18 protein-coding genes (1 of these 18 cut by a window edge) are annotated in these 20,974 nt (G+C 39.2%); 9 read left to right on the forward strand and 9 right to left on the reverse strand.

The window, feature by feature from the left end:
- Positions 1–508, reverse strand: partial view of a Kelch repeat-containing protein gene (locus LEP1GSC185_RS08060; protein ID WP_008589298.1) — the beginning only. Its footprint begins 914 nt before the window's first position; only the first 508 of its 1,422 coding nucleotides appear in the window; its start codon is at positions 506–508; the stop codon falls past the left edge of the window.
- Positions 509–743: 235 nt separating this feature from the next.
- On the opposite strand from LEP1GSC185_RS08060, the gene LEP1GSC185_RS08065 reads away from it, so the two are divergent.
- Genes LEP1GSC185_RS08065 through LEP1GSC185_RS08080 form a run of 4 tightly spaced genes read left to right on the forward strand, consistent with a single transcriptional unit; the run spans position 744 to position 2,994 of the window.
- The gene (locus LEP1GSC185_RS08065) at positions 744–1,079 is read left to right on the forward strand and encodes an ArsR/SmtB family transcription factor (protein WP_008589324.1); all 336 of its coding nucleotides are present in this window, start codon (positions 744–746) and stop codon (positions 1,077–1,079) included.
- 2 nt (positions 1,080–1,081) lie between these two features.
- On the forward strand, positions 1,082–1,558 hold the full coding sequence (locus LEP1GSC185_RS08070) for an SRPBCC domain-containing protein (protein ID WP_008589293.1): 477 nt from the start codon (positions 1,082–1,084) through the stop codon (positions 1,556–1,558).
- 11 nt (positions 1,559–1,569) lie between these two features.
- Complete coding sequence (locus LEP1GSC185_RS08075; protein WP_008589336.1) at positions 1,570–2,463, forward strand: alpha/beta fold hydrolase; 894 nt, start codon at positions 1,570–1,572, stop codon at positions 2,461–2,463.
- 60 nt (positions 2,464–2,523) lie between these two features.
- On the forward strand, positions 2,524–2,994 hold the full coding sequence (locus tag LEP1GSC185_RS08080; protein WP_008589292.1) for an ankyrin repeat domain-containing protein: 471 nt from the start codon (positions 2,524–2,526) through the stop codon (positions 2,992–2,994).
- Positions 2,995–3,243: 249 nt separating this feature from the next.
- On the opposite strand, the gene LEP1GSC185_RS08085 is transcribed toward LEP1GSC185_RS08080, so the two are convergent.
- Positions 3,244–6,222 carry a SpoIIE family protein phosphatase gene (locus tag LEP1GSC185_RS08085; RefSeq protein WP_008589283.1) on the reverse strand — a complete coding sequence of 993 codons (2,979 nt, stop codon included), beginning with the start codon at positions 6,220–6,222 and terminating at the stop codon, positions 3,244–3,246.
- Between the two features lie 325 nt (positions 6,223–6,547).
- Positions 6,548–7,399, reverse strand: coding sequence for an NmrA family NAD(P)-binding protein (locus tag LEP1GSC185_RS08090; protein WP_008589329.1), 852 nt, complete (start codon positions 7,397–7,399; stop codon positions 6,548–6,550).
- A 129-nt stretch (positions 7,400–7,528) separates the two neighbouring features.
- Here LEP1GSC185_RS08090 and LEP1GSC185_RS08095 point away from each other — a divergent pair, with 129 nt between their 5' ends.
- Positions 7,529–8,434 carry an AraC family transcriptional regulator gene (locus LEP1GSC185_RS08095; RefSeq protein ID WP_008589311.1) on the forward strand — a complete coding sequence of 302 codons (906 nt, stop codon included), beginning with the start codon at positions 7,529–7,531 and terminating at the stop codon, positions 8,432–8,434.
- A 112-nt stretch (positions 8,435–8,546) separates the two neighbouring features.
- Positions 8,547–11,711 carry a SpoIIE family protein phosphatase gene (locus tag LEP1GSC185_RS08100; RefSeq protein WP_008589286.1) on the forward strand — a complete coding sequence of 1,055 codons (3,165 nt, stop codon included), beginning with the start codon at positions 8,547–8,549 and terminating at the stop codon, positions 11,709–11,711.
- A 36-nt stretch (positions 11,712–11,747) separates the two neighbouring features.
- Here the strand turns inward: LEP1GSC185_RS08100 and LEP1GSC185_RS08105 are convergent, their stop codons facing one another.
- From LEP1GSC185_RS08105 to LEP1GSC185_RS08115, 3 genes are all read right to left on the reverse strand, one after another.
- Complete coding sequence (locus LEP1GSC185_RS08105) at positions 11,748–12,509, reverse strand: ABC transporter permease (RefSeq protein WP_008589309.1); 762 nt, start codon at positions 12,507–12,509, stop codon at positions 11,748–11,750.
- Positions 12,506–13,441: an ABC transporter ATP-binding protein gene (locus LEP1GSC185_RS08110; protein WP_008589301.1), complete on the reverse strand. Its 936-nt coding sequence runs from the start codon at positions 13,439–13,441 to the stop codon at positions 12,506–12,508. The genes LEP1GSC185_RS08105 and LEP1GSC185_RS08110 overlap by 4 nt, the downstream gene beginning before the upstream one ends.
- A 253-nt stretch (positions 13,442–13,694) precedes the next feature.
- Positions 13,695–14,018, reverse strand: coding sequence for a DUF2834 domain-containing protein (locus tag LEP1GSC185_RS08115; protein ID WP_008589322.1), 324 nt, complete (start codon positions 14,016–14,018; stop codon positions 13,695–13,697).
- Positions 14,019–14,393: 375 nt separating this feature from the next.
- Between LEP1GSC185_RS08115 and LEP1GSC185_RS08120 the strand changes: the two genes are divergently transcribed.
- Positions 14,394–15,833, forward strand: a complete 1,440-nt coding sequence (locus tag LEP1GSC185_RS08120; RefSeq protein ID WP_008589333.1) for a RecQ family ATP-dependent DNA helicase — start codon at positions 14,394–14,396, stop codon at positions 15,831–15,833.
- A gap of 73 nt (positions 15,834–15,906) precedes the next feature.
- On the opposite strand, the gene LEP1GSC185_RS08125 is transcribed toward LEP1GSC185_RS08120, so the two are convergent.
- Both LEP1GSC185_RS08125 and LEP1GSC185_RS08130 read right to left on the reverse strand, forming a co-directional pair.
- The gene (locus LEP1GSC185_RS08125; RefSeq protein WP_008589331.1) at positions 15,907–17,883 is read right to left on the reverse strand and encodes a sensor histidine kinase; all 1,977 of its coding nucleotides are present in this window, start codon (positions 17,881–17,883) and stop codon (positions 15,907–15,909) included.
- 66 nt (positions 17,884–17,949) lie between these two features.
- Positions 17,950–18,891, reverse strand: coding sequence for an LA_2444/LA_4059 family outer membrane protein (locus LEP1GSC185_RS08130; RefSeq protein ID WP_008589315.1), 942 nt, complete (start codon positions 18,889–18,891; stop codon positions 17,950–17,952).
- Between the two features lie 236 nt (positions 18,892–19,127).
- Between LEP1GSC185_RS08130 and LEP1GSC185_RS08135 the strand changes: the two genes are divergently transcribed.
- A complete protein-coding gene (locus tag LEP1GSC185_RS08135) occupies positions 19,128–19,484 on the forward strand; it encodes an LA_3696 family protein (RefSeq protein ID WP_232298396.1) in 357 nt (118 codons plus the stop codon).
- A gap of 144 nt (positions 19,485–19,628) precedes the next feature.
- Entirely contained in the window at positions 19,629–20,585 is a 957-nt protein-coding gene (locus LEP1GSC185_RS08140) for an NAD-dependent epimerase/dehydratase family protein (protein WP_008589285.1), read from the forward strand.
- A gap of 10 nt (positions 20,586–20,595) precedes the next feature.
- On the opposite strand, the gene LEP1GSC185_RS08145 is transcribed toward LEP1GSC185_RS08140, so the two are convergent.
- Complete coding sequence (locus LEP1GSC185_RS08145) at positions 20,596–20,940, reverse strand: ArsR/SmtB family transcription factor (RefSeq protein WP_008589282.1); 345 nt, start codon at positions 20,938–20,940, stop codon at positions 20,596–20,598.
- Positions 20,941–20,974: the final 34 nt, after the last annotated feature.

Consider the following 20,974-nt stretch of genomic DNA (forward strand, 5'->3'; position numbering starts at 1 on the left):
AAAGCCAAAGATTTCCAGAGGAGTCTACCCAAGTAGTGCCGCCCATTCTGGCTCCTGGAGTATTTGTAGGATCGGTAACACCTTTCGTTCCATAGATACCGTTTGCATTGACTGTGTTGGATCCTTTTACCCAAGTCCAATTAGTCCCATCGAATTTCCAAAGATCGTTCAATCGTCCGAAACCTGTCCCTGGATCCCTTCCCGTACCGCCGAATAACCACAATTGATTGGAGGAATCTGTCCATTGCATTGCGTCCTGGCGTCCACCGGGAAAATTTGCTGGGTCTGTGATTCCTTTTGTGCCATAGACACCTATACCATAACCGCCGCCTACTGTATCGGAAGATCTTCCGCTGATCCAAGTCCATGTGGCTTGAGAAATACTCTGAGTCCCACCTAATAATGCGAGTAAGCCAAGAGAGTTATTTCCTCCTCCTTCCGAGCAGGAGAGAAGGGATATAACGAAAATAGAATATAGAATTTTTGTTTTTCGAATAGAAGAAATCATACGCATGTTCCCAAAAGAAATGAGACAATAATATCAGATCTTCCTGAAGAGTGGTATTCGTACTAATACGAATTCTGTTACGTAAATAAGTAGTTATACGGTAATTTACGCTCTGTGCTAAACCGGATCAATTCTTCAGAATATCCCCCGTTCCTTTTCGAGAGGAGTCCGAATTCGCGGAATAATACTTAAGTAAACGCTTGACTATTTATTGCCCTCGATTATACTTAAGTAAATGCTTAACAATTCTTCCCTGGACAGGATCTTCTATGCTTTGTCGGATCCGACTCGGCGCGATATCGTAGAAAGACTGAGTAAAAAATCCGCTTCAGTAAGTGAGCTCGCCGGTCCTCTGGATATGAGCATGGCTGCGGTAGTCCAACATATACAAATTTTGGAAGAAAGCGGCTTAATCAAGACCCAGAAGATAGGTCGTGTTCGTTCTTGCAAGGTGGAGATGAACTCATTGGAACTGATCGAAAGCTGGGTCCAGCAACGCAGAAAATTCTGGGAAAGGAATTTGGATCGATTGGGAGAATTTTTAGAAAGATCGGAAAAAGGAAAGAAGTAACTATGGAAACACTGAAAGTCGCTCACGAAATTTTTAGCATAGAAAGGATATATCAATCAGATCCGGAATCCGTGTATTCTGCATGGAGTAATGCAGAAGTTAAGGCGAACTGGTTCATAGGTCCTGGAGATTGGTCGGTAGTACAAAGGAAATTGGACTTCCGAATTGGCGGAGAAGAAATATTGCATGGTCGATTTCCTAATGGAAAAGAGACCTTATATAAAGCCAGATTTTCCGATCTTATTGAAAATCGAAGGATCGTTTTCGTTTACGATATGATCTTAAGCGGAAAGATACACTCAGTATCCATTGCTTCCGTAGAAATCGAAAAAGTAGACTCTTCCAACACAAAATTAATATTTACCGAACAGGTTGCATTTTTGGACCAAACGATCGGTAGAGAAGGTGTTGCATCCAGAAAGGAAGGCACCTTGGCCCTTTTGATAAGATTAAGCGATTATCTCGAAAAGGTCAAATAAGGAGAATTAAGATGAAATTTTTTATATCAGTATATTCTATTTTTATACTATTTACGATTGGGAATTGTTGTTCCACCGGACAATCTTTTCAACTCCGCGAAACACTTCCTGACATCACATCTGAACCTATTGAAAAAGGACTCGCTCCTATTAGAGATATCCAGATGTATTATGAGATTCACGGCAAAAAAGATGGTATTCCACTTGTTCTACTGAATGGTGGAGGCTCTACGATAGAAGTGACTTATAGTCGGATTCTTCCCCTTCTTGCACAAAATCGTAAGGTGATCGCTCTGGATGAACAGGGGCATGGAAGAACGAGTGACAGAAATGCGCCTGTTAGTTTCGAAACTTCTGCAGAAGATGTAGTTGCTCTTTTGAAATTTCTAAAAGTGGAACAAGCTGATATTTTCGGTTTTAGTAATGGTGCAAGCGTTGCTTTAAATGTCGTGATCCGACATCCGAAATTAGTGCGTAAACTTGTATTCGCTTCTTCTATCACAAAGAGAGAAGGGGCCTATCCAATGTTTTGGAATTTTATGAAGAACGCTACTTTTGAAAATATGCCTCAAGCATTAAAAGATGCTTTTCTGAAAGTAAATCCTGATCCTAAAAAATTGTATACTATGTATGAGAAAGATGCTGCTAGAATGCGCAACTTCAAAGATCTTAGCGATAAAGATGTTAGAACTGTAGGAATTCCAACTTTGATCCTACTTGGGGACAGAGATGTTCCAAAGCTGGAGCATGCTGTTGAGATGGTTCGAATGATCCCTAAGGCCAGGCTGTTGGTCTTACCTGGTGGACACGGAGATTATCTGGGAGAGGCGATCATGTCTCAAGGAAAAGATCGATACCCCGAATTAACCTCCGCTTTGGTCCAAGATTTTTTGGATTCTCCGTAAAGATAAGATCAAAATCCGGATCTGAACAGTCTATCTTTCAAATATAGAACGGAAATTAGTATGCTAGATTGGATTAAAAACTGGATTGAAAATCGAAAGACGATACAAAGAGGAAAAGAACTATTTTCTAAGATCCAAAACGGAGACAAACAAGGTTTCAGAAAAATCTTAGATCTGATCCCTGATAAAGGTGAATTGAAAGAATGTACAAAGGGGCTTCTCGGCTTTTGCGCTTCTGAGATCCAAGATCCGTTTTATCTGGAAACCTTGTTGAATGCAGGTCTTGACCCGAACCTTCCGGATGGGAATGGGATCTTTCCGATTCATAAAGCTGTGGAAAACGGTAAAGTAAAACCTGTTCAGATCTTATTGGAACATGGTGCAGATCCTAACGTTTCCGATCCGAGAGGTGTGACTCCATTACATATTTCTTATAGTTATGACGGGCTTTCAGAGATCTCGGAACTTCTAATCTCCAATGGCGCGGACACGGAGAAGAGAGATAATTTAGGCAAGAGATATTTAATGTAATTCTTTTCCTGATCTTTAGGTCAGGGGGAAAATTTTTGGAAGTTAATAACTTTTTTTCGAGATAAATCGAAAGAAGGCCTTCTTGTTCTTCTTCCATATTCTATAGGGATATGTATGTTTTTATTAAAGGTGGAAGCGTGAGGGCTTCCACAGAAGTTGCGGGTATAAAAATGATCAGTGCAATTGAATATTCTCACTTCAATAGATTCCGGCTTTTATAAAAGAATGTGTCATTGAAAACGGGAGTATTTAGGATTCCATTTCTAAAAGTTTTTTCAACTTCCGAATATTCTTATTCTCCGGATCTATCTCTTCGGCGGACTTTGTGAAACCGATGGCCTCTTCTCTATTTCCTAAAAGTCGATTTAGATCGGAAAGATGTACAAGGTTTTGTACATTCATGGGTTGCATTCGATTTACCATCATCGCCGCTTCCAAAGATTGCGCTAAGTTACCGATACGTTTTTCTGCAATGGATAGATAATACCAAAGTTCTGCAGTATCCGGGTCTTGGCTTAGATACTTACTCAGTACTTTAACCGCTAACGGATAATCCTTTTCTTTAAAACTAATCAATCCGAGTAGCTTGTTCAATTTTTGGTTATTATTGTCTGTCGCATACGCATCCAGAAGTATGGAGATCGCTTTTTGCGCTTCTCCATTTCGATACAATTCTTTTCCTTCTTTGTAAAGATTTTGTAGAACTACCTTATCTGCGAAGTCATTTCGATCTTCTCTCTGTTCAATCACAGGTGCGTTCACTTCCTGAAATCCGATCCTTAGGATAGAGAGATCATCTATTACTTCTCCTATATTTCTGATATTGTTCTCAATGGATTTGATATCTCCATGAGATCTTTCGACAACATCTAAAAATACGTTTTCATCTTCGTTGATGATCCTTTTGCCATTGTTTATGGATAACAAAAGATCGTCTCTTCCGTCGGAGGCTAGAATGATCAGATCTCCAGGATGAAGTTGGAATTTTTTCACCTTAAATTCGAATTCTGAATCCAATCCTAATTTACGAAGTTCTAATGTGTCCTCTATAAAGGAGGCCTTTCCGTCCCTATACAATACCGAAAATGGGTGCTCTGCATTCCAATAGAACATTTCCCCGGTCTCGTCATCGATCAATGCTACAGTCGCAGAGATGACCATGGTTCCGTCAAAACTTTTGAATACGGAATGTATTTCCATATAGGTCTCGGTCAGCCATTCTTCCGGCGTTTTTGCTAGAACTCTTTTGTTAGCGGCGGATCTTGCCATGATCGAGTTCATTACGACTCCCATAACCAGGGAGCCTCCTGCTCCTTGCATGGATTTTCCCATAGCATCGCCATTCATCGCCATGGTGAATTTTTTGTAATTATCGGGAGTTCCTAGTCTTAAATTTCCAGTTAAGCAGATATCTCCTCCGAGTTCTCCCTGCTTATTACGAAATTCGAAATATTTCTTTTGTCTGATAAGAAAGCTGGTGTTTACTTTAGAAGATTTGTTCGCATTGTAGAACAAAGGTTTTGCAAGTAGAGAAGTTAGGAAATAATCCCCATCCTGTTGGATTTTTAATCTTTGGACTTCTTCCATTTTTTCTTGAACTTCTTTCGTTCGTTCTTCTACTTTTTCTTCCAGATGGTCCGCATGTTCCTGCAATTGCTCTCTTGCGCCTCGGATAGAATCTACCATTGAGTTGAAAGATAAAGATAGGAAACCGATCTCGTCCATTGCCTTGATCGGAACGTTTACGTTTAGATCTCCGTGATTAACCTTCTCCACCCCGGATAATAGGTTATTAAGAGGATGGATCAAGCTTACTCTTAGCAAGATGGGAAAAGCGATCAATATAAAGATGGTAGTACCTAGAATAATCAAGATTAACCAGCGAGCCACATCATGGATCACTTGTCTGAATTCTACATAAGCGAACCCGACTTCGTACCTTGTTTGCCCTATCAAAAAATCATAATGGATATAAAAATCTCCTGCGACTCTATAAAGCCTCGAACCTAAGGGAAGATTTGTCTCTTTCATTTCCTTTAGAGTGATCGTTTCCAGTTCGGATTCGGATTTTCCTTTATGGAGTTTTTTGTTCTTTTCTATAGCTTCTTTGAGCTGTTGATTTTTATAATATTTTTCTCCTTCTTTTAAGATGGATTGATTCAGACCGTCTTTTGAAAAGATAATCTCATATTTATGATCGAATATTCCCGGCCCGACGGGACGGGATAAAACATATCTTACGTTCGGGGGGAAATTCGTATCCCCGTTTCGGATCTCCGTTTTGACCGAATTCATTTCCACTAGGTCTTCTTTCTCGATGGACCTATCTGTGGAGAATAAAGTAATATAACTGATTGCGCCTAATGCTAAAACAACTGTAACTACCGCACTGGAAAGGATCTTACCCATGAAGCTGGTAGGCTCAGGGGAATGATTCAGATATGCACTTTGTATGAAGAATATCGTGACTACCGATAGAATAAAGTATGTGATCGCATACGTGTCGTAAGAGAGAACGCCTGACTTGTTTAATACGTTATTATACGCATTTAAAATATTCAAAATCACGGTAAGTAAAAACGCTCTTAAAGCAATTCCTTCCTTTCTTGCAGGAAGAACGATTCTCATGATATTTAGAGGTAGAAAAAGCAGGGTTTTAACAAATATACGAATAGGGAAAGCTAAAGAGCTGGATGAAGTATTCCATTTTTGGAATATTCCGGTATAGCGAGAAAAATGGAGCGTCTTTCGGATCAGGATGACTGTGCTGATGATGAAACACAAAAGGATCGCAAAACTGGCTTCTTTTCCGTAATCAAAACTATAATGATGGGCTGAGAATAGATATATCTTTTCCATTCCTGCAGTTTTAACAATGAAGTGGATCCAAGCGGCCAATGCGATCACTAAGGATAATGGAATGACTATTTTGGACTCTTTCGGATAGATATTTCTTGGAAAATGATAACAGAAACCTATGAATCCTACAATCCCGAAGATTACAAAGACTGTAAGATATCTATGATATGCGGCTAATGGGTTAAATATTGAGTAGGAGAGGAAGTAACCCAGGAACATAGTCCCATATCCAATATACATTATAATTAAATAATATGTAGGTAAAGTCCTGTTCTTCTTGAATACCAAGAAACCGCTTAGGACGAAGGTTAGAAGGAATAAGGAGAAAACTCCGCTTGCATGGTGGGAGAAAAGAATGGAGGCTTCCATATCGGACTTGTTAGATTTTGCATAAATGACTAAATGTCAAGAGGATTCTCGAATACATGCCAAATAGCAGAATATGAAGTCGTTATTTGGGATTTTTATCGAGCGTTTGATCGACAAAAATATTGGGAAGAGGTAAAAAGAAAGGATATTAGAAAATCATTTCAAATTTGTTTCAGAATTTGTGTTAAATTGCGATATGCACTAAAACTTTCGTGCTATTTTCTTCTTTCAGCTTTTTATGATTAGGTGATTTCTCCGGCATATTACAATCGCTCGACCTTAATCGATCCGAAAGGTCCATTAAGGTCGAACAAGAGAGTCGGTTTTAGTTCATCCAAACCTTTTTGTTTTGTTCCGCATATTCATCAAATGTGATCGGGTCTTTTCCTGTGAGTTCCCGAACAGTATTCAGGATGGGAGAGGAGTGGCCTTCTCTCAATGCTCCTGCGATGAATACCATAAAACTTGCATAATCTTCCGGTACACCTGCTTGCAAAAGATTTGTTTTAAACGTCTCCGGGCTGATATCAGTGTAACTCACCTTTAGGCCAGTATGTTTGGAGATCTTTTCTGCAACCTCTTCGTGTGTGAGCGCCTCTTTTCCGGTCAACGTGATTCCTTTTCCATTGAACTGATCATTCAAAAGTACGGAGACTACGGAAGAGGATATATCATCTGAGTGTATAAAGCTTGTTTTTGCGTTTCCTGCAGGAAAGAATATCTTCCTATCTTTTAATATTCCGGAAAGCCAATATGTTTGGAAGTTCTGCATGAACCAATTCGGTCTTAAAATTGTATAAGGAATTCCGGAGTTTTCCAAACTGATCTCTAATTTTCTAAATGGAGCTTCGGGAGGAGCAAAGTCTACTCCCATGGCGCTCATCAAGACGACTTTTTTCAAGGAAGAGGCTCTCGCTTTTTCGAACCAAGGACTTAACACCGAATACTGATCTGTATATCCCGGCGGGGAAATGAAGAAGGCTCTTTCTACTTTTTCCAAAACTTCAGTACCTTTTGTCGGCTGAGTGGCATCTGCAAATACCCAATGTAGTCCCGGAATTTTTTTGCCTGCACCCGGATCTCTAGTTCCTGCATATACTTCATGTCCTAGATCCAATAGTTTAGAGATTACGGAACTGGAGATCTGTCCGGATCCTCCATAAACGAAAATTTTCATTTGATTTATTCTCCTGTAACTTTTGATGATACAAGATGTCCTGAAATTTGGCTATGTCCCAGGATCTAAAAAACATATCCAAGAGTATAAAGGAATCGACTTTTGGATATTATGGCTTATTCTTAAAGTATGGATATTCTTTCCGAAATATTAACGAACGCAGGTTGGAAGGCGGATCTACTCGCCAGAACTTCTCTATATAAACCTTGGGGATTTCGTTTTCCTTGTGAAAGGAGCGGTGGATTTCATATCCTTTCTCAAGGCTCCTGTTACGGAAGGATCAAGGGAAAACTGATCCATTTAGAAAAGGGAGATATTCTTTTCGTCGCGAAAGGTTTGGACCACGAGTTGGTATATTCTCCGAATGATAAGGTCGTTGACATTGCTAAATTCAGGGATATGTCCGAAAAACAAAAAAGGTCCGAAAAACTTCCTTTAACTACGTTCGTATCCGTTCGTTACGAGGTACCTGATGCGATACAGCATCCGTTCTTCTTAGAACTTCCGGATTATATATTAGTGAAGTCATCCGATGTTTTGGCGCACCATCCCTTAAACACCACCCAAGTGTTGATATCTCAGGAATTGGATTCGGGAATCGGTTCCGATCTAATACTGCAAAGATTGACTGATATTCTTTTGTATTACGTAATTCGACACTGGCTGGAGATCCATCCTTCTTCTTCTCCCGGTTGGAGAAACGCTTTTAAGGATGAAAAGATCTTGAGTGCGTTAGAGGCATTGCATAGAAAAATTTCATATCCTTGGACCTTGGAAAAATTATCCAGAGCAGTAGGAGTTTCCAGAGCTTCTATCGCTAATCGATTCAGAGAAGTTTTGGGATGTACTCCCATGGATTATTTGGCAAAATTAAGAATGGATAAAGGAAAAACTTTGATGGCGATGGAGAATTTTACCTTGGAAGAGATCGCAAGGACAGTCGGTTATTCCTCTGCGTTCGCTTTTTCCAAAGCATACAAAAGGATCTACGGTCTTTCTCCTAGAAATTCCGAGCAGGAGAGACTGGGAGCGTAGTCGGATCTTCGAATGGAATCGTTCTAATCGCTGCTTCTCCTATAACCGGTTCTAATCTACAAACAATCTTCTTGACGGAAGCGGGTTTTGAGATCCTTTTTATGCTGCCGATATGGATCAGTTCTATTTTAATTTTTACTTTTTTGGTTCTCTATTAGCCTGTCTTTTTTCCATCTATGTTACCTTCTTCTTTCTAAGTATCAAGGATAGAAGTAAGGCTGCGTTCCACTTGGGTCTTTCCACTTTGGCTATGACTCTATTCCATTTAGCTTATATTATTGCATTCATTTCTTTCGATCAGTGGACTATCGTGCATCGTTGGTTGGCGATCCCTTCTCCTATGATGGGATTCATCCAGTGTTTCATCTTTTTCTTTTATTTTCCGAATCCCAGGAACGTTAAGTTCGGTTTGACGGTTTATTCCATTTTGTATGCGGGACTTGCTATAGTAACGGCTACATTTATCGCGATAACGTTACAGTCGGACCATCGTTTTAATATAGGGAGTAATTATTGGGACTTTGAATCTCATAAGTTCTATAAAATTTTCTCCATTATAATTTTGATATATAACTTTTCATTTTTGGCATCCGCTACTTGGAGGGCAATCGTAGAAAAGGGAAAAGAAAGAAGGTGGATTATCTATATCGCGATCGCTTACTCTACGATCACGATCATTCCCGGTATCTTGAATGTGATGAGCAGAGACGGTTCCATCTCTAGAAAGGTATTCCAACATACTACGGATATAGCGCTTGTGGTCGGCCTTTTTCTGGTACTGATCATTTATGCAAATGCGACCAAGGAAAGGACTACCATTCTAAGTAAGATAGTGGCTGTTACCATGGCTACTTTTCTTTTGGCATTCCAATTGGTAGGTTATGCAATATTAAACGGTTATGATACTTCCTTTGATACGTTAAAGGGACAGGCATCGGAACTTGCGGCTTTCCAGGGAAAAAGACCGGAGGGATTTGCTTACCTTCTTTCTTTTGATCCGGATTCGAATGAGTTCGTTTTGGAAAAAGGAGAGAAGGACCCCAGGTTCGATTCTGAAGATCGTTTAGAGATCAAATTTTTTAATGTGACTCGCAAACTTACTAGTATGGGAACATTGAGCGCAAAAGAAAGATGGGAAAGGTCCAAAACGATCCTTTCGGATTCTCCGAAGGAATTTTACGCCTATTCGGAAGGGATAAAGAATTTTTACGAATCAAAAGGAGAAGCAAAGGTCTCAGACGCTGATCTTATTGATTTCTTCCGATTTCTGAATCGAAAACTGAATATTATAAAAAATAAATTCTCTAATCTACCTTCTAAAAACGACCCGGCAGCGGTGGCTAAACTTTTTAATTCGGAAGAGATAGGTCTAAAGTCCGTATTGGAGCAGGTTCGTATAAAAGTTGAGAAGGATATTTCTTCCGGGAAGTCCGAGTTGGAGGTGAGATCTTCCGTTATTCTTCCATTAACTTCTCTGAGAGAAGTGGGGGAAAGGATGTATAGAGGAGCAAAATTCAACAAAGCAAACGAAAAAACCCCGGAATTCTATCTAGCATATTTAGTGACCCATCCTCAAAGCGAAAAAATCTACGAAGTAGGGTTCACTTATAGATCGTTCAGAGAATATCTTCATTCTCCTTCTTTAGTAATGGTGATTTGTCTTTTGGTGATGATCGTTACGATTAGTTTCGGTTTCAGATTATTCTTTCATAACGCAATCGTAAATCCGATGGAAGAAGTTGTAGTTGGATTGACCGAGGTAAACTCCGGAAATTTGGAATATAGATTAGTTCCAAGAGTTGAGGACGAGATAGGTTTTATCGCCAGATCTTTTAATCGAATGGCAAGATCCATCCAAGCTGCCAGAAAAAGATTGGAGCAATATGCTAACGAACTTGAAGAGAAGGTAAAAGACAGGACCAAAGAGTTGGAGCAAACTTTAAACGAGGTCCAGGAATTAAAGCAGCAACAGGATGCTGATTATTTTTTAACTTCTCTTTTGATCAAACCTTTAGGTTCGAATAAAGCGAGTCAAGAGAACGTAAAAGTGGAATTTCTTTTAAAACAAAAGAAACGATTCACTTTTAGAAAGCACGAAGATGAGATCGGGGGAGATCTAAATATTTCCAATCATATAGAATTGCAAGGCAGGTCATACACCGTCTTTTTGAATGGAGACGCAATGGGTAAGTCGATGCAAGGGGCGGGAGGGGCTTTGGTCCTCGGATCTGTTTTCGAATCCATTATAGAAAGAACAAGAGTAGTAGATACGGTCAAAAAACAATCTCCGGAAAGATGGTTGAAAAACGCTTTTATAGAATTGCATAAGGTTTTTGAAAGTTTTGACGGGTCGATGTTGGTCTCTTCCGTGATCGGCCTCGTCGATGATGAACTAGGAGTATTATATTATATTAATGCAGAGCATCCTTGGACAGTGCTATATCGGGATGGGATAGCGAGTTTTATCGAGAACGAGTTCATGTTCCGTAAATTAGGAACAACGGGAGTGGAAGGCACTATTTTTATCAAAACATTCCAATTAGAGCCTGGGGATTGTCTTTTTGTAGGGTCCGACGGTAGGGACGATATCATCGTAGGTACGGATTCGGACGGAGATAGGATCATCAACGACGACGAAAAGTTATTCTTAAATTCCGTAGAGAAGGCAAGAGGAGATCTTCAGGAGATCTATTATGTTATTCTAAATAACGGTAAATTGAGTGATGACCTTTCTCTTATTCGATTGTCTTTTATAGGGAACGGTCAACCTCATTTTCTTCAGGACGAAAAAAGGCAAAGGATCAAAGAATTGCTTAGGAATGCAAAAGAAACTTTCTTAAATAAAGATACCCAAGAAGCGCTTAGCTATTTGGAAGAAGCGGAATCCTTGGACAGTAGAGTTCCCGAAGTAAAGAAAAACTTCATAAAACTTTTTCTGAAGTTGAAAGATTACCAAAAGGCCGCCAGATATGCGGAAGATTATTTTAGGATGAATCCGATAGATAGCGAGATCTTGTATGTGGCTTCTTTTGCGGCAAGAAAGGCCGGTCAGATCAGAAAAGCTTTAGATTTTGGCGAACGTCTTCGCTTGAGGGAACCTTCTCATATCAAAAATCTGACTAATCTTGCCGAGATCTATATTGCTGTCAAAAATTTCGAAAGAGCGGATTCAATTCTAAAAGATGCGGTACGTTTAAATCCGTCCAATGAATCCGTTTTAAAAGTGAAAGACCTTTTGAAAAAATACTCAGGTCGTTTTGAAGGTGGGAACTTATAGCCGAAGGAGTCTTATGACCTTCGGCTAAATACTTTATTATTTTTTAATGTGATATCCCGTCCTGAACATCCAGGCAACGACTCCTAAGCAAGAAACCAAGAAGAATAATATCATTGCCAGACTGATCTCGAGACTTACGTCTCCAATCTCATAAAAACTCCATCGAAAACCGCTGACCAGATAAAGGATCGGATTAAATAGGGTCACTGTTTGCCAAAAAGGAGGGAGCATATTTGCGGAGTAGAAACTTCCCCCAAGAAAGACCAATGGTGTGATGACGAGCATCGGGATCACTTGCAGTTTTTCGAAATTATCCGCCCAAATCCCTATGATAAAACCAAATAAACTGAAAGAGACACAGGTCAGGATCAGGAAGAATACCATTAAGAACGGGTGAGCGATCTTGATTTCCACAAACAAAGAAGCGGTTGCAAGCATGATGGAGCCCAAAATCAAGGACTTGGTTGCAGCGGCTCCCACAAAACCGATCACAGCTTCCATGCTAGAGACAGGAGCTGATAAAATTTCGTAAATAGTTCCCGTGAACTTAGGGAAATAGATCCCAAACGAAGCATTGGAAATACTTTCAGTCAATAGGGAAAGCATAACAAGTCCTGGAACAATAAAGGAACCGTAAGACACTCCGTTCACTTCTTGTATCCTGGATCCTATCGCAGAACCGAAAACGATAAAATACAAAGAAGTAGAAAGAACCGGTGATGCGATACTTTGCATCAAAGTCCTTCTTGTTCTTGCCATTTCGAAAAAATAGATGGCTTTGATTGCGTTCAGATTCATTTGGATTCCTTCACTAATTGTACGAAAATTTCTTCCAAACTGCTTTGGGTTGTATTTAGGTCTCTGAATTCTATTCCGGATTTTTTTAATTGTTCCAAGAAGTTTGCGATCCCAGTTTGTTTTTCCTGGCCGTCGTAGGTATACAATAATTGTTTTCCTTCGTTCTTCAATTCCAGTTCATAACCGTTAAAATTATTAGGCAAACTTTGGAGAGGAGAAACAAGATCCAACAAGATCTGTTTTTTTCCTAACTTATGCATGAGTTCCGTTTTTTTCTCTACAAGGACCAATTCTCCCTTGTTCATGATGCCGACTCTGTCTGCAATTTCTTCCGCTTCTTCTATATAATGTGTAGTGAGAATGATGGTAACTCCTTTATCCCTGAGAGCTCTTACTACATTCCACATATCTTTTCTGAGTTCTACATCGACACCCGCAGTCGGTTCATCCAAAAATAAGACCGATGGTTCATGAGATAATGCTTTTGCGATCAGAACTCTTCTTTTCATTCCACCGGATAAGGTCATGATTGTCTGATCTTTCTTTTCCAAAAGTGAAAGTGACTTTAGAAGTTCATCGATATAATCTTTGTTAGGTGATTTTCCGAATAGACCTCTACTAAAATTTACCGTAGTCAAAACGGATTCGAACGCGTGAACTGTCAGTTCTTGCGGCACAAGACCGATCATGGATCTGGTCTTTCTATAATCTTTGATGATATCGTAACCGCCCACGGAAACGGAACCGGCGGTTGGATTGACTATTCCGCAGATGATTGAGATTAGAGTGGTTTTTCCGGCCCCATTCGGACCTAAAAGAGCGATGATCTCTCCTTTTTCAATATCCAAGTTTATGTTCTTTAAGGCTTGGAATCCGTTAGAATAGGATTTGGAGAGGTTCTGGATGGAAACAATGGGAGAGTTGGAGTTCATACGATTCCTTCAGGCCGTTCAATAAATTATAAGAGGCTGTCCCAGAGGTCCAGGCTCCTGATGTCCTAGGTCGAATACTTATCAATAACCTAAGTTTTCGAACAGACTATAAGATTATCCAAAATACAAAACTCGAGTTGAACGGCCCACACCAATTTTGGAAGATAGAATGGTTTTATAGGCCCATGGAGATTGGTCGGTTTCCGGCAAGTAGAAACCGAATGTTGGATTTCCTACAAAGGTAAAACTAAGATCAGTTACGACTTTGTTTCTCTCTTAGATAAATATAATAGGCTGCCCCAACAGCTACGCCAGGAACTACGCCGAGTAGAAGCGCAATCCAACCGTTTTTGATCCCTTTTGTTTTTGCTTCGTATACGATCCAAGCGGCGAGAACGAGCCAGGTAAAAATTATATCCAGAGCATAAGCGCTGGAGAACGGATTTACAAATCCTCCTAAAAACGCAGCAATCACATCGAAGTTTTGTGATAAAGGTGGAAGCACTAAATACAGAAAACCTGCGGTGAACACAGTGCCTAAAGCGATCAGAAGATTTCTAAATGTTGAAAGATTCATTTTTGTACTCTTGGTGAAAAGTTTAATGGCAAAGAATGAGAACTTTTGTAGGGGACGCTACAAGAAATTATGTCCAAAACGGGGAAAAAAATCCGGAGAAGTCTTCCTCGTTCATAATTTTTTTCCAAATTTAATCTAAAGGGGATTATTACAGAATACCGTCTGAATTTCTGTATCTTTGCTTGCGATGATGTTGGAAACAAAGGTTCTTGGACCCTATACAAGGTTAGTCTCGCGGAATTTTTGTAAGAGAGGATCCAAACTTAAATCAAGTTAGTTACTATAGTGGCTCCTTCAGTGAAAGTTCTACGACTTTTTTTATTTAAAAACCGGATTGGCAAAAATCGGATCTGATCCAGAAAGGAAACTGTCCGAATGTCAGATCTACAAGAATTAAAGAAGAAGTTCGGAATCTCCGAATTCAGATCTTCTCAAGAAAAAATCATCGGAGACGTTTTAGAAGGCAAAAACTGCTTAGTTATCATGCCGACCGGTATGGGTAAATCCCTATGTTACCAATTGCCTGCATTAGCCTTAGAAGAATTGACGGTGGTTATTTCTCCATTGATCGCTCTCATGCAGGATCAAGTAGATAAGTTGAAATCTTTGGGGATAGATGCTGAATTTGTAAATTCCGCGCTTGCCAAAGAAGAACGTAATCTTCGTTATGAAAATCTAAAGAACGGAAAATACAAAATTCTTTATGTTTCTCCGGAAAGATTTCGTAAGTCTTCCTTTTTGGAAATTTTTAAAACTAGAAAAGTTTCCTTGCTGGTTGTGGATGAGGCTCATTGTATCAGTCAATGGGGGCACGACTTTCGACCGGACTACACTAAAATTTCGGAATTTAGAAAGATCTTAAATTATCCTAGGATCATCTCTTTAACTGCCACTGCTACGAAAGAGATCCAAAAAGACATTATCAAACAGATCGGATTATCTGAATCGGAAGTTCAGATCTACAATGAAGGGATTTCTAGACCGAATCTTCATCTGGAAGTTAGGACTTTTGTAGATTCCTCCTCTAAAGCAAAGGAACTTATCTCTTATCTAAAAGATCTGAAAGGAAATACTATCGTATACTTTAATCTGATCAAAAATATAGAAAGTTTTTCCCAAACATTGGACATAGAAAAGATCCGGTATAGAGTTTATCACGGGCTACTGTCTTCCGACAAAAGAAGAAAAATACAAAACGACTTTCTAAATTCGAAAGATACTTTGCTTTTGGCCACGAATGCGTTCGGAATGGGAGTGGATAAGGCAAATATTAGGACGATCATTCATGCAGAATTACCTTCTTCTTTAGAATCCTATTACCAAGAAATAGGAAGAGCAGGAAGGGATGGGAAACCTTCGAATTGTATTTTGTTTTATAATCAGGACGATCTAACCGTACTTATGGATTTTATCGAATGGCAGAATCCGGATGGAAATTTTATCAGTCGTGCGTATCAGGTTTTTAAGACTGTTGGAGAAAAATTATCCTCTCTCGATTATGAGGAATTACAATCCATGTTGGTGCATAAGAATCGAGGAGATCATCGTCTACAGACGGTGTTAAATCTTTTCGAAAGACATGGAGTTACCTCCGGAGATTTGGAAAGAAGGTCTCTCGTTTTGCGAGGAAAATTGCCCGAAGTTTTAACGGATCCGAAAGTTTTGGAAGAACGAAAGAAGGCGAGTTTGAATCGATTGTATCGGATGCTTATGTATTTAAAGTCCGAAAAATGCAGAAGAGAATTTTTATACGAATATTTCGATGCAACATTTCATTCTTGCGAAAATTGTGATAATTGTTCGAAAGTTTCTTAATGTCCGCCTTAAAAAGATTCTAGATCAATACTTGGTGTCTGGCTTCAGGAGCCTGGGTCTTTAGGATAGACTTTTATATTCTAGGGATCCTGAACGTAAATTTGCTTCCTTTTTTCTCCTCAGATTCCACTGAAATTTTTCCGTTATACGCCTTGATAATGCTATAAACTAAAGGTAAACCTAAACCGGTTCCGGATTCGTTCTTGGTCCCCAAGCGAGTTGACTTTATCTCGGTTAGGAATAAATTCGGGATCATATCTTTGGGCATTCCGATCCCGGTATCTTCCACAAAAAATTCAGGATCATTCTTCTCGTCAGAAAATCCAATACGGATCAAATCGTTCTCTCTGCAGAATTTTATAGAATTTGAAACTAAGTTGATAAATATTTCGGAGAATAAGGTCCGATCCACGTTTAACTTCACATCATCCGGGATCTCGTTTATGATCCGGATCTTCTTAGCTTCCGCTTGCGGGAGAAGTTTGGCCAATACACCTTCTACTTCCGGATATACATAGATCAAGTTATTGTCCAAAGGAAAAGACCCGGATTTGAGTCTGTTCAGGTCCAAAAGTGTCGCTATCATCTCCAAAGATTGGGAAGATGTGTATTCCGCTCTAGAAACCCATTCCAATAAAGATTCATCGTCCAAATGTTCGTAATCGTTTCGGATCAATTGTAGGATACCGATCACTGTGGTGATCGGAGATCTTAAGTCGTGAGTAACTAAGGACAAAAATGTATCTTTGAGTGAATTCGCTTCTTCTGCAATATGTTTTGCCTCAGCCAATTGTTTGGTTCTTTCGGATACTTTTTGTTCCAAGGACTTTTGGAGTTCCTCTAATCTTACGAAAGCATTCGAGAATCTGACGGATAGCATCACGGTTTGGGAGAATAAGAATGCGAGAAGACCCCAGCTAGCCAAATATTCCGCTTTTATGATCAAACTTTGGTTCAGAATATCGTTCAAAGTGGTTAGGAAAAGTATCAAGGAGCCTATTGCGAATAGAATTGCACCTTCTCTTCTTCTGAAAATGCAAAGAGCGATCATTATAAAAAAGTAAACTATACTGGCTCCCACAAAAACTTGAAAGATCCTAATATAACTCATGTATTCCGTAGAAGGAAGGGCAAGTACAAGGACAAAAAATACCGAGCTCACACCTATGAATAGATTATTGAAATAATAGTGGAATTTTTCGTCTGGGAAGACCGCTTTTAAAAAGACTGAAAATAAGGGAAGGGCTGAAACGAAAGTCAAAATATCAAGTTTATGGATGTACACCCAAAAGGAATCAGGCGTAACCTCGTAGATAAATACCGATCCTGTAAAAAATCCTCTTATACTTAGATCTATACAGAATAATCCGAACCAAAGCGCGGATTTGTCCACTCTTCTCATTAAAAATAGGATCAAATGATATAATCCCATAAAAAAAGTTGCCCCGAAAACGACCCATCCAAGCGCTACTTGTCTTTTTTTCTCCTCAAATACCGCTAATGTATTTCCTAACTTGATGGATTTTCTAAGTCCACCAGTTATATGATAAAAATTTGATATTTGTAAAGTTAGTTTTAATTCTTTAGATTCTTCGTCTATTAGAACGATAGGATGCTTGTAGGAAGGAAGCATTTCCTCTCTGGAATTTCCGATCTTACCATTTTCGATCAGCAATTTCCCATTCAGGAATAGTTTGAACGCTGTGGAAACATCTCCGATTTGAAAAGCCAGATCCTTTACTGGTTTGTCGAGTAGAACTGTCAGTCTATATGTTCCGAGACCTTCTCCCTCGTGACTTTTGTTATTTTTTATGAATGAGTTCCATGCTCCAGGAACGGAAATAAGTCCATCCTTTGTAAAAGTCTCCGGAGCCAAGATTGTGTCGGCAAATTCCCAATCGCCATCCAGAGCGACGGTAGAAAAACGGTCCCTATCCCAATCTCTCAGGTCTAAAATCCCATCTTTTGCTTGTGGAGAATAGACATCGGCTTTTTGAGAACATCCAATGAATGCAAAGAGAAATAGTAAATGAAAGACAGACAACCTCATTCTTATATCTGGTCTCCAGTTTATTCCTCGCCTGAACCCTGTATAGAAAATTGCATGAGAATGTTTTTAAAAAAAGACTGAAAACCCCAAGAAGAATCCTCTTAAAATCTCATAGTTCCCGGATCTGGAACCATTACTGAAGGAGATAGAAGAAGGAGAGGAAAGATTGTAACTCATATTCCATTGATCGAAGTGCAAATAACTAAAATATGAAAAAATTTGGTTATATCCTATATGAAATTTCATATTCTCATGGAATTTATATTGGAAAGAGATTTCCGACTCATAACCCCTGAAAATCCCTCTGGTCCCGGCGCTTCCATTCGTAAAAACCAATGTATCCGTGGAAATGATGGGAGTTTTAAAAAATCTAGTCCCTTCGGTATAGAACGTATCTAAGCCGATATAAGCCGAAAAATTCTCGGAGAATTGATAGGAAGATTCAATAGAAATTTGAGGCCCATATGTGTAAAAATATTCTTGGAAAGCACCGTCTAACATGTATTTGCCGTAGGTATATTTGTTGATATTGCGAAGTCCTCCGCCTAGGTATAAGTTCCAATTCTGGATCGGAGAAATGATTTTATAAAAATTCGCTTCAAACTCGGATCTTGCCAATGGAGAGTAATAGGATCTTTCCACAGATAGACCTGTTGAATTAGATCGGATCACATTCGAATTCGGATTTACCAATTCTATTTCGTAATAAGAGATCTCGGCTCTGTAGTTTTTCTCATAATTTTCGAAGCTGAATACCGCAGGTACTAATACTTTTCGATTTTGTTGTAAATGATTCGTTTCTATAGATTCATTCGGATCCGTTTTTTCGGAGTAAGAAGTGAAGTTATAAGGTATAAAGCTGTAGGTTTGCCTCTTTAATAATAATTCGAATTTTTGTTTTTTCCTTTCCGGGGTCCCGTTCTTTGGGGTATCTTCCGAAGATTGTAAATTAGAAATTAAGAATATATTCAATAGAATGAAAACATAATATTTTTGATAAAGATCCATATTCTTCCCTACCTTAAAAGAATGTTTAAAGTTTTCTTTTAAGATATGAAAAGGTCAACGACTATAAAGTTACTGATTCGAAAAGAAATATTATACGTCGGAATACATATTCCGCGGAATTAACTTTCTATATGAAGGGCTGAGAAATTCTGAAAAAGTATAATCGGAAACAATCTTCCGATACACGTGTATGGAAAATGGGAAGAATAGTTGCGGTTCTTTTCTAAGAGGATACAGTGGAAATTAATTACATACACCGAGTTTCTAAGTTGTTAAGAGAAGTTTTGGGAGAGGACGCTTCCGAATCTTTATTGGAATTAACTTATAATATTCATGAAACAGGGAGGAAAAATATGGAAGAATTTCTTTCTCAAAAATTCGATCTGAAACTTTCTGAGGAATCCAAAAATTTACACAATAAGATCACGGAGTTAAAAGTGGAGATTTCGGATTTTCGAGCAGAATTGAAATCTGAACTTTGGAAAGCGGTTGCAAACCTGAATTCTTCGATCGTTTCTCAAACGAGATGGATGATTGCTTGTGTTTTTGCCGTAGGAGGATTCTATTTTACTCTAGCAAAAATTTTCTTTTAAGACAAAAAAAATGGGAACCAATTGGCCTGGATCTTTTGATCTAATTTGTAGATTTACACGGTCCTAGTTTCTTAAAGGTATAGTTTCGGATTTTCTGGTATACTTCCATATCTTTCCTTGGGAGAATTGTATCTTGGAGAAGATATGAATCTATTCATCACTGGAGCTTCCGGCTTCGTAGGCGGTGCGATCGCTCGTCATTTGAAAGAAAAGCATAAGGTAAAAGTGCTGTCCAGATCTCCCAAGACGGACTCCGCCTTATCTCAGCAAGGTTTTGAAATAGTGAGTGGAAGTTTAGGATCTATCACTCCGCAAGATCTCGCAGGTATTGATATCGTAATCCATTGCGCGGCATTTGTTGGTCCCTGGGGGAGTTACCAAGATTTTTGGAAAGGGAATGTGGACGGAACGACTCGATTATTAGAAGCTTCACAAAAGGCAGGAGTCAAACGATTTATACATATGGGAACAGAGGCCGCTCTCTTCTACGGACAAGATATGGTCCAGATAGACGAGACTTATCCGTATCCTAAAAAAACTCCTTATTACTATAGCATTAGCAAAGGAGAGGCGGAAAGAAGAGTAGTTTCCGCAAATCAACCAGGTTTCGAAACGATTGTATTAAGACCGAGATTGGTTTGGGGGCCTGGAGATACCTCAGTTCTTCCTGTTCTCAAAAAAATGGTGGCCGAAGGAAAATTCATGTGGTTGGACGGGGGAAGAGCAAAAACTTCCGTGACATGTATTCCGAATTTGGTTCACGCAACTGAACTTGCTTTAACCAAGGGTGTTCCCGGCCAAATATATTTTATTACAGACGACGAAGATAAAACGGTAAAAACGTTCTTAACGGAGATGATGCAGACGCAAGGAATTACACTTCCTCAGGCTACCATACCGTCTTCTATCGCGGGATTTTTGGCGATGATAGTGGAGGGAATCTGGAGAATATTCCGAATTCGTAAAGAACCTCCAATGATGAGATTCCCTGTAGATATTATGGGAAAAGAATGTACTATTAGGATCGATAAAGCAAAAAAGGAATTAGGATATAAACCTGTGGTTAGCGTGGCGCAAGGTTTACAATTAATGAAAGCCTAACTTTGTAGTTTTAATTTTTGATCTCGGACATTTCTTCTTGGTTACTTTCTATCTTTGCGCTTTTTAAAATTGTATCTAACAAGCCCGGAAATTTCTTTTCCAGGTCATCCTTGCGGATAATGGAAAATCTTTGAGTTCCTTCGTACCTAGTAAAAATCATTCCTGCGTCCCTTAACTTTCCCATATGATACGAAAGGTTGGTTTTCGAGGTATATGTTAGAAAGGTAGAGCAATTGGATTCTCCTTTTTCTGAAAGGTCCAATAGTATCTTCCTTCGGATCGGATCGCTTACCGCCTCGAAAATAGAACTCAATTCTATCTGATCTAAATTGGGATGAGTCGGCTGCTTAGACATTTGAATTTTTTTTCCAGTAATACCTATAAAGTTC

Source organism: Leptospira licerasiae serovar Varillal str. VAR 010, from assembly GCF_000244755.1.
GTDB lineage: Bacteria > Spirochaetota > Leptospiria > Leptospirales > Leptospiraceae > Leptospira_B > Leptospira_B licerasiae.

Coding starts and splice junctions, on each gene's coding strand:
- LEP1GSC185_RS08065 (WP_008589324.1), top strand. CDS start 744: ATGCTTAACAATTCTTCCCTGGACAGGATCTTCTATGCTTTGTCGGAT.
- LEP1GSC185_RS08070 (WP_008589293.1), top strand. CDS start 1,082: ATGGAAACACTGAAAGTCGCTCACGAAATTTTTAGCATAGAAAGGATA.
- LEP1GSC185_RS08075 (WP_008589336.1), top strand. CDS start 1,570: ATGAAATTTTTTATATCAGTATATTCTATTTTTATACTATTTACGATT.
- LEP1GSC185_RS08080 (WP_008589292.1), top strand. CDS start 2,524: ATGCTAGATTGGATTAAAAACTGGATTGAAAATCGAAAGACGATACAA.
- LEP1GSC185_RS08085 (WP_008589283.1), bottom strand. CDS start 6,222: ATGGAAGCCTCCATTCTTTTCTCCCACCATGCAAGCGGAGTTTTCTCC.
- LEP1GSC185_RS08090 (WP_008589329.1), bottom strand. CDS start 7,399: ATGAAAATTTTCGTTTATGGAGGATCCGGACAGATCTCCAGTTCCGTA.
- LEP1GSC185_RS08095 (WP_008589311.1), top strand. CDS start 7,529: ATGGATATTCTTTCCGAAATATTAACGAACGCAGGTTGGAAGGCGGAT.
- LEP1GSC185_RS08100 (WP_008589286.1), top strand. CDS start 8,547: ATGGATCAGTTCTATTTTAATTTTTACTTTTTTGGTTCTCTATTAGCC.
- LEP1GSC185_RS08105 (WP_008589309.1), bottom strand. CDS start 12,509: ATGAATCTGAACGCAATCAAAGCCATCTATTTTTTCGAAATGGCAAGA.
- LEP1GSC185_RS08110 (WP_008589301.1), bottom strand. CDS start 13,441: ATGAACTCCAACTCTCCCATTGTTTCCATCCAGAACCTCTCCAAATCC.
- LEP1GSC185_RS08115 (WP_008589322.1), bottom strand. CDS start 14,018: ATGAATCTTTCAACATTTAGAAATCTTCTGATCGCTTTAGGCACTGTG.
- LEP1GSC185_RS08120 (WP_008589333.1), top strand. CDS start 14,394: ATGTCAGATCTACAAGAATTAAAGAAGAAGTTCGGAATCTCCGAATTC.
- LEP1GSC185_RS08125 (WP_008589331.1), bottom strand. CDS start 17,883: ATGAGGTTGTCTGTCTTTCATTTACTATTTCTCTTTGCATTCATTGGA.
- LEP1GSC185_RS08130 (WP_008589315.1), bottom strand. CDS start 18,891: ATGGATCTTTATCAAAAATATTATGTTTTCATTCTATTGAATATATTC.
- LEP1GSC185_RS08140 (WP_008589285.1), top strand. CDS start 19,629: ATGAATCTATTCATCACTGGAGCTTCCGGCTTCGTAGGCGGTGCGATC.
- LEP1GSC185_RS08145 (WP_008589282.1), bottom strand. CDS start 20,940: ATGTCTAAGCAGCCGACTCATCCCAATTTAGATCAGATAGAATTGAGT.